7 protein-coding genes are annotated in these 9,264 nt (G+C 35.9%); all 7 read right to left on the minus strand.

Annotated features, from left to right (window positions below; genetic code table 11):
* Positions 1–59: 59 nt before the first annotated feature.
* The gene (locus VB797_RS03175) at positions 60–2,702 is read right to left on the minus strand and encodes a glycosyltransferase family 2 protein (protein WP_323236168.1); all 2,643 of its coding nucleotides are present in this window, start codon (positions 2,700–2,702) and stop codon (positions 60–62) included.
* A 13-nt stretch (positions 2,703–2,715) separates the two neighbouring features.
* Positions 2,716–3,789, minus strand: coding sequence for a glycosyltransferase family A protein (locus VB797_RS03180; RefSeq protein ID WP_323236169.1), 1,074 nt, complete (start codon positions 3,787–3,789; stop codon positions 2,716–2,718).
* Complete coding sequence (locus tag VB797_RS03185; RefSeq protein ID WP_323236170.1) at positions 3,767–5,029, minus strand: hypothetical protein; 1,263 nt, start codon at positions 5,027–5,029, stop codon at positions 3,767–3,769. The genes VB797_RS03180 and VB797_RS03185 overlap by 23 nt, the downstream gene beginning before the upstream one ends.
* 103 nt (positions 5,030–5,132) lie before the next feature.
* A complete protein-coding gene (locus VB797_RS03190; protein WP_323236171.1) occupies positions 5,133–6,572 on the minus strand; it encodes an NAD(P)/FAD-dependent oxidoreductase in 1,440 nt (479 codons plus the stop codon).
* A 108-nt stretch (positions 6,573–6,680) separates the two neighbouring features.
* The gene (locus VB797_RS03195) at positions 6,681–7,739 is read right to left on the minus strand and encodes a glycosyltransferase (protein ID WP_323236172.1); all 1,059 of its coding nucleotides are present in this window, start codon (positions 7,737–7,739) and stop codon (positions 6,681–6,683) included.
* A 478-nt stretch (positions 7,740–8,217) separates the two neighbouring features.
* Entirely contained in the window at positions 8,218–8,505 is a 288-nt protein-coding gene (locus VB797_RS03200; protein ID WP_323236173.1) for a hypothetical protein, read from the minus strand.
* Positions 8,506–8,663: 158 nt separating this feature from the next.
* Complete coding sequence (locus tag VB797_RS03205) at positions 8,664–9,206, minus strand: 2'-5' RNA ligase family protein (RefSeq protein WP_323236174.1); 543 nt, start codon at positions 9,204–9,206, stop codon at positions 8,664–8,666.
* Positions 9,207–9,264: the final 58 nt, after the last annotated feature.

The raw sequence follows: 9,264 nt of genomic DNA on the forward strand, positions 1-9,264 counted from the left end.
TAATAGAAAGCTAATTTAACTGTAAAGACGTAGCAATGCTACATCTTTACAAACACCGACTACTTCACAACTAATTCTGATATTGTGGATTCTACCTGTATGACTTTATTTTGCCTTTGAGAAACCGGAACATAAGGATTGCTACGTCCTTCACGTTTAACGCGCCGATAAGATTGCCATAAAGACCAAGGACCCGCAAAGTTTCCAGCAATTTCTAGTAGAATCAAACCGATGGGATAATCATTCCAACCGCGTAGAATGTAGTAGATGCGCTTCAAATGCCATATTGGCATATCGATTATCAAAGTTGGCAAAACTCGGCGATCGCCATCTACAAGCAGAGTGGTGAGATTATAGGAGATTATGCCCTTGCTATAACCGTAAAGTTGGCGACGCAGTGCTTTCATGTCGCGACGGTGTTTGTGCCAAACCTGTGCTGTCGGTTCGTAAACTATGGTGTAACCTGCTTTTAAAACCTTATAGAAAACATAAATATCCTCTCCTACTCCAGAAGGCATACCAGGACCTAATGCTTCATTCATTAAACCAATTTCGGGATGTCTAAAGATACTAGTGCGGAAAGCTGCATTTGCAGTTGCACCAAGTTTCCAGGTTGGTACAGCACGAAACCAATCTCGCGTAAACCAGTTATTATCAGCTTCGCGTTCTTCAAAGCCACGTCCTAAACCTCCATCACCGTATTCTTCAAATAAACGTTGCGATCGCGTTTCTAATTCGATAGGCAGTGTATTCCCCGTAACCACCATCACGTCTTCTCTAGCGAAAGGAGCGACTAATTTTTCCAGCCAGTCGTGAGGTACCGTTACATCGTCATCGGTAGCTATGGCAATATCCCCCATACAAGCAAGAAAGCCTGCATTTCTAGCGTAAGCCAATCCCCGACGCTTTTCGTTGACTAAAACCACTCCCGGAAATTCTGCAACTACAGCCGGAGTTAAGCCAGAATCTGGATTGTTATCAACAACAACAATTTCAACTACTCGTTGTGTTTTTTGTGCAGCTAAGCTTTGCAAACATTTACGTAAATCATCCGGTCTATCTAATGTTGCTACTACTATAGAAACTGGTATATTTACAGGTAATTGAGCGGATTGTGCTATTAGTTTCCAACGTTTGTTTAATGCTGCTAATGCTTGATTTTTACTTTCATCTATTTTAATTAATTTGAAATTTAGTTGTTTAACAATTTCCTCAATCAAACGATTAGCGCTAATTACTTGCCGTTGGTTGCTGATATCGCAACTACCGATAGGGGACTTTTTCCAAGTCGCAAATACTCTGACGCGGGAATAGTCGGTAATATCAGTTAATGGTTCTATAGGTTCGGATAATTCCACTGTACGTACAGCAATAGGGTCTTGACGTTGAGATTTCTGTGTCCATAAATTGGAAAAATTATTTTTTGGTTTAATAGAAGGAATATCTCTATATTCTCGGATAATTTTCGCTGCATTTTTACGGGCTTTTGGATAAAGAGTTAAACCTTTTAAACTTCCCCAAAGTTCAGCCACAATTAAATCGCGGGGGAAAAGTGAGGGGAAAACAAAAGAAATTAATAAACGGCGGATATTCCAATAGCACATCCACCAAATACTTATCCACGTAAAAGAAAAAATTTGATCTAGATAAGATAAAGCACCGCAGAAAAAATATGCGTAAAGGCTTCCATTATTAGTAATTTGTTTACGTAAGCTTTCATAATCCCTACGATGTCGGTGACGTATTATCGCATTAGGTTCGTAAACTAATGCGTGTCCTTCTTTTATAACCCGGAAAAACATCTCCAAGTCACCAGCACCATTTGTTACCGTACCAACATCCAAAGCGGGGTCGAAATAACCAATTTCATCAAATACACAACGACGGTAAGCCATATTTGCACCCGTACCAAATTGTCCCGCACCTAATAATTGCCAAGGCATTTTGTAACCTTTAGATACCCGATACCATTTGCGTTCAAAGCCTTTACCAAAACCTCCGTACATCTCAAACAAAACTTGAGCTTCGGTTTCTAATTCTAATGGTACAACTAAGCCAGTTACCGCCATCACTTTAGAATTTTCAACAAATACTTTTGCTAAAGCTTTTACCCACCCGGAATCAACCACAACATCATCATCGGTGTAAGCAAGAATTTCTCCTTTAGCTTCAATAATTGCTCGGTTTCTTGCCCAATCCAAACCCGGACGAGGTTCGCAAACATAACGAATATCGGGATAATTTTCTACTAGTTTTTTAGTAGCATCATTACTAGGGGCATTATCAACAATTAAGATATCTAAATTAGGATAATCGAGTTGCTTTAGACCTGCTAAACATAAAGCTAAATCGGAAGTGCGGTCTCTCGTACATACCGCAACGGTTACTAAGGGTAAATTTTCTCGATTTTCTGACGTTGAAACATCAAATAAATCTTCTATTTTTAAGCTTTTTGCTGTTGATTGTACTGCTAACCCGTTTTCTAAAAGACGATTAATAATCGTTTCACTATGTTCTTCTAATATTAATTTACTTAAGCTTGTTGCCAGACACTTACCATTAGTAATAGGCGCTTTTATATAACCAATTGGCGAACTATGCCAGCGCACTAACGCTTGTACTTGCATATAGCCATCTAAACCTTCAATGTCTTGCAAAGGAAGACTCAATTCAACATCTACTACTTTGATTGGATACAACATAAATTCAAATCCTTTAATTACCTTTAGCTAATAAACTATGAAAAACTTTTCCGAATAAAAGCTTGAAATATATGCTGAATCGCCGTTTATATAAATTATCAATAGTAATATCTTCAGGTTTAGCAAATAATCCAAACAAACTTTTAATTGTTAGCGTATACAAACCAATACGAAAAACAGGTGTCACAAAATCTGCCTTTAATGCTTGGGACAACCAATATAAAGTCTTGCTATGATTGTCATAAATGCTGCTTTGACGCGCTAAATACATATAAAAACTACTTTTAGATAATTGATAAAGACCTTTGGGAATCTCTGAATGTTTTTGTTGAATTTGTTGTAACATCAAATCATGAGATTTCGCCATTTTTTTGTAGTCAGCAGACATCGTATTAGCAATCTTACGATAGCCAATAAAAAATTCCGGAACGACTTTAAATTGATAAAGTTCTGCAATTCGTAGATAAAAATCCCAATCTTCACAGCCTTGAGCATCTTGTGTTTTTAATTGAGTGTTATAACCACCTATGTTTTCTACACAACTACGTCTAATTAAAGTTGAACTAGCATTTCCTAAAAAGTTATGACATAGTAAAGTTTTAAAAACATCTCCCTCTATATTTGAAGCTCGGAAATCCCCGGTTAATTTATCTTCTTCATTAATATCCACCGACCAGGAATATACTAATCCTACAGATTGTTCCGCTTGTAAAAGACACTGCACCTGTTTTTCTAAGTTTTGTGGATACCAAATGTCATCTGCATCCAGAGGTGCAATAAATTCTCCAATTGAATTATTGATTCCTGTATTGCGAGCTGCTGCTACTCCCAAATTTTCTTGTTGTAATAAAGTTAATCGACTATCTTTTTGAGTAATTAATTGTACAATTTCTGCTGTTCTATCTTGAGAACCATCATCTATAACTAAAACTTCAATGTTTTGATAAGTTTGAGATAGCACTGATTCTAATGTTTTAGCTATAAAATGCTCTGCATTGTATGCAGGAATAATTACTGAAACTAAAGGAGTTGAATGACTCTGCTTGTCTGACTGATTTTTCTGTTTATTTATCGTTAATTTTTGCATTTTTATTTACTTTCCTATATCTATGATTGTTTAGCGCAAGTAACCCATCAGGAGTTACTTGATGCAAAGAATTAATTGATTTTAAATACCAAAAAACAACAAGTAATGGTAGAACGTATTTATCCCAAGGATATGCTTTCATCATCAAGCCGCAGTTAACTAATAGAATCCAAAAGGCAATATCAATACGAGAAAATCTAAGAGTCGCAATAAGTGCTAAAAAATAATATAAACTCAGCTTTAAAAAATCATTTGGGAAGAATTTTGCGACATTGGTTATTAATCCGTGGGTTTGTAAAGGTGGAAATATGATAAAAAGTATGAGTAAAGCAACAGCTAATAAACAATTTTTTAGTGTAAGTGGCTTTCCTATGGCAATATTCAGATGAAAGAGACTACGAGTATGAAATAAACATAATTCTGGAATCACAAAATACAAGCCTACACAAGCAAGAAAATACAGGCTACTCTCAGGTGCAACAGAAAATAAACTTTGCTGTACTGCTGGTGTATTTGTCCGAGCAAGTCCAGTTTGAGGAGCCATACCATTGAACAATAAAAACCAACCTAAAATGGATAATGAAGCAATTAATGGCATTAATAAACGAGTTGAGAATATATTACTTTTGCTACTGTTTTTACTTTGATTCGGCAATTGGTTGTTATTAATATACGTAGCGTCATTTTTACGTGAGATATTTACTTGATTTAAAACATTAAATAGTTCAAAAAGAATTATAGATACAGGAAAAACTAACATATATTGTCGGGATGCAATTGCTAAAACAAAAGCAATGCTACTAATAATATTTGAAGACCGAATATAAAAAACAAATCCTAATAAAGCAAAAAATATAGCTATGATATCAGTGTAAAAATAACTGCTCAATCGGAAGTAATAAGGACACAAAAATAAACCGCACACTGCAAGCGTTGAATATTTATATTTTCCATATTTAGAAAGTCCTATGATACAGGTTATCAAGAACGAAAGAATAAAGTTTAAAATTCTTCCAGCAAACATTCCACCTTTAAAAAAGCGTTCCAGATTCCCAAAAATGATAAATGGTAGCGGTGTATTAAGTTCTCCGTAATTTCTTAATAAATGTAAGTCAGGAATCAAGCTTTTACTAAAAAGTAAAGTTGTTTGCCAGTAATGTGGTTCATCTGACTTCGGCGTAAATTGAAGCCATTTGAAAGAAATAAATATGATTAAATAAATAATAATATTTGTTGACAAGAATATTATTTTATATCTTCTACTCTGAAACTTTGATATTTCCATTAGATAAAAAATGTGGAAAGTCGCTGTAAATTATTTATAGATACACCCTCAAATAGTTCTATTTCACCAAAAGGCGATCGCCATTCTCTTTGTGCTTGGTTGTAAACTCTTCATAATAAGATCTCTCCGTATTCACTTCCCACAAATCATGCTTCTCACCCAAAATATTTTTTGCGGCTAACAACCCTGTCAACATTGAATGGTCTTGGTTGTTATAACGATGCATCCCATTACGACCAGTGGTTTGCAGGTTTTCAAATGTTTGCAAGTAATCTTGAATTACCTTTAAATGTTGACGATATTCGTGGTCGTACACGGGATAAGCTTTAGGTTGACGAATCACTACTCCATCTTCTATTACCGCACCCTTCGCTAATCCCAAAGTATCTAACTCTGTTTTTGCTAAATCAATCAGTTCTGCTTCGGACATTTCCCATACAGAATCACCAGCATTACAAAAGTATTCCATTCCCAAACAAGTTTTACTGGAGTCTGGTACCATTTTTGGACTCCAATTCTTGAAGTTTTGTATCCGTCCCACTTTCACTTCAGGACTATGGATATAGATCCAATTGTCGGGAAACAGGTCGGGTGCATCGATAATCAGCGATACAATCAAGAAATCTCGATACTTTAACTGATTTGCAGCTTGCAATACTTCAATTGGTGGGGGTGGGTCGAGTCTGTTTACTAGTGTTGTTAAAGGCATACTTGAGATGAAGTTTTCTGCCTCAAACTGAACTAAATTACTATCACGCTGTGCAATAACTTTAGTTATCCGACGACTATTGTGTTCTAAACCGAGTATGCGAGTATTCAAGCACACCTTACCGTTACCAGCTTCTACTTTTTCTGCAAATCGTTGCCACATCATCCCCGGTCCCAACAGCGGATAATCAAATTCTTTAATTAATGTTTTTGTATCGTTGCTACCGAAGAAAGCATTAATCACTGCTTTTTTTACTGACAAACCTTTAATTCGCTGTGCAGCCCATTCTGCTTGAATTTGGTTGCAGGGAATCCCCCAAACCTTTTCAGTGTAGGTTTTGAAGAAAGTCTGGTAAAGCCTAACTCCAAAGCGATTTGTTACCCACTGTTCTAGATTTTCTTCCACGGGAAGCGGTTGCTGTTTGACTTTCAGATACGATAACAAAATCAACAAGCTTTCATATATACCAAGTTTTTCTAAGGTATCAAAAACGCTTAGAGGATACTGGAAAAACTTGCCTTGGTAGTAGATACGGGACAAACGCGGTGTCTTGATAAATTCATCTCCCAACACCTCATTCCATAACTGTTGAACTTCTGCAACCTTAGTAAAAAATCGATGTCCACCAATATCAAAGTAGTAACCTTTGTAGGTTTCAGTACGGGAAATTCCCCCTACTTTGTCTGCTTGTTCTAAAACAATTGGCTGAATACCATTTTTGACCAATTCGTAAGCAGCGGTTAATCCAGCAGGACCAGCCCCAATGACAAGAACAGAATGATTTTTCAATTGTATTATCTCTAGGTGTTTTTGATGGTATGAAGCACAAAATTGGTAGATTACACCTAGTATTAACTGAGTCAAAGAAGAGAACTAAAATTTTATTTACATCCGTATTTACAGCCTTGTACTTATTTTTTGTAAATTGTGCTTGTAGATTGAAGGAATAGCAAGCTTGGATTTAAATAACTCATGCAAAAAATATTTAACAGTGCCAAAAACAAATGCAAATCCACAATAAATGAAATAAAACCAATGCCAGGGAATTACACCTAACGCAAACCAAAAACCGCGCTTTTCATAAAAGAAGCGATAAACAGGTAGATTCAATTTTAATAGCAGGAGGCTAAGGATTAAACCTACTACAATAAATCCAGACCACCACCAAGCTGTAATTAAAGCACCTAATAAAATATAGACAAAAAGCGTACTCAAACGACTTCTAATATCCAAATTTAAGTCATTACTAAAATTGCGCGATCGCCAAATTAATTCCGTCCAAGGTATGGCACGATAAAATAATTCAGCTTTTAACAGAGAAACCACACCCCAATGCTTTAAATGCTTAACCTGTAAATCCTTACAAAGCTGAATTTTATATCCAGCAGCTTTCAAACGGGAACCTAATTCAATATCTTCTATACTTGGTCTGCGATAGCTTTCGTCAAACCCACCAATAGAAAGAAAAACTTCACGACGAATAGCCCCACAAGCACCCCAAAAAGTAAAAGCTTCCTCTTTAGCTGTCTGATGCGTGTAGTGGTGAAACAAGTTTTTATACTGCGATAAAAAATTGCTAGAACCTGGTTCATCGTCATAAGAACCAATTAAAGCCGTTAAGTCCCGTTGATTCTCAAAGGCTTTCAGAACTTTGCTAATTGTATCCGCACAAATAACTACATCAGCATCTACGAAGAAAAGAATATCACCTTTTGCTGCTCGCGCCCCGATATTTCTTGCTTTCCCTGGACCACCACATACAGGTATTTTGACAACTTTTGCACCAAATTCTTCAGCTACAAGCCACGAACCATCACTATCTCCATCAGCTACCACAATGATTTCAGTAAAAGGAGTTACTGCCTGAGTCAGACTAGATAAACAGCTACGAAAACTTATACCACCATTGTATACAGGGATAATTACTGAAACATTAAATTTAAGGTCGTCAGTCATTTTCCTCTTATTTGACGATCGGTATAATTCGCAATTAATGCATCGCGGATAAATCCGGGGGCTTCAACCAAGCAAAGTTTAAAAGTAATCTATCCATAAATAATGGTGCAAGTACCATTCACGGAATAATTGGTCAAAAAGTAGTACTTATACTGATTATTTTGATAATCTTAGGTAGTATTATTTGCCCACAGACATATTAGTAATAATACATTTATAAAAGTCTTTATCAGTAATTTTCGGTAGCTTCACGATATCTTTTTATAAAGCTGCTAATTATAAATTTTCTATAAAGCTGATGTTTTATACTGTTACAAGACTTACGCAATTAACATTTTTCCTAACTAATAAGCGATCGCGTGGATTTTGGATAAGGTTTTACTTATATAAGTATTAAAAACCAATGTAGAGACACAGTATTGTACTACGTCTCTACATTAGTTATATAAAATTAATATGCTAACAAAGAAAAGATAAATTACTGAAATTTATCAACAGCACTCTTGAAAGCGTTATTCAAATCATTCCAAGCATTTTCAAAGCCTACCTTCAAATCTTCCCAAGCATCTTCTGAAGCTTTGCCAATTTCATCCAACTTCGCTTGTGCTGCATCACGCTTGCTAGACAAATCTTCTATCATACTATTGTACTCAATTGCAGCATCAGCATTAGCTTCAGATGCTTGTGCTTTCATTTGGTCAATTTGAGCGTTGAATTTATCGAGTTGAGCTTTTACTTTCTGTTCGTAAGCTTGCTTTGTTTCCATGATTATCTCCTGATAAAAAGCGCTGAAATTTGAAAGGTTAACCGACTTATGCAAAAGTAGTATAGGAATTCTCAAATATGATTTCTATGTTTTGTTTATACAAACAAGGTGATTTACTTCAAAGTTCTACCTTAAGATTATCTACTTGATTACGCTATTTAAAATACAAATTCCAATTCTTGAGTAATATTCCATCGTTTATTTTCATGCTTCAGTAGGGTTAATTTCTTTGCATTAAACTCAAAATGCAACTCTCGGTTTTCAAATTCTACCCAAGCGGCTTTAAAATTTTCTCTTTTCAAATCTTTAAAAGCAACTGTCATGTGAGGAGTAAAACCGCGAGATTTACCAACCTTGTCAACGATCCCTAGATTGGTTTCTAAATACATGATTAAATCGGCTTGCAAATTGAGTAATTCTGGAGTTTTAACTACATCAATGTAGATAACGCGAGGAATAAATGCAGCATAACCATTAAGAGTGACTGGTATCGAATCTCTTCCCGTAACAAACTTGTGCAAACATTCCTCCAAGTCGGTTAATTTAGCCGTATCCCATTCAAAAGGAGGTTGTAGCGTAATGTGTGGTGGTGATTTTTGAGCGTGTTTGCTGTCATAGTTATCGGCAAAATATTGCTTAACCTCGTTAGCGTAATCTTGAATTGGCTGCGGTGGTAATAAAGCAATGAAATAAAGGCTCATTTTCAGTTACCAGTTGTAGGTTGGGTTAGACGCATCTGTGATATAGGTTTTTAATGCT

Source organism: Rivularia sp. UHCC 0363 (genome assembly GCF_034931125.1).
In the GTDB taxonomy this organism is placed as follows: Bacteria; Cyanobacteriota; Cyanobacteriia; order Cyanobacteriales; family Nostocaceae; genus Rivularia.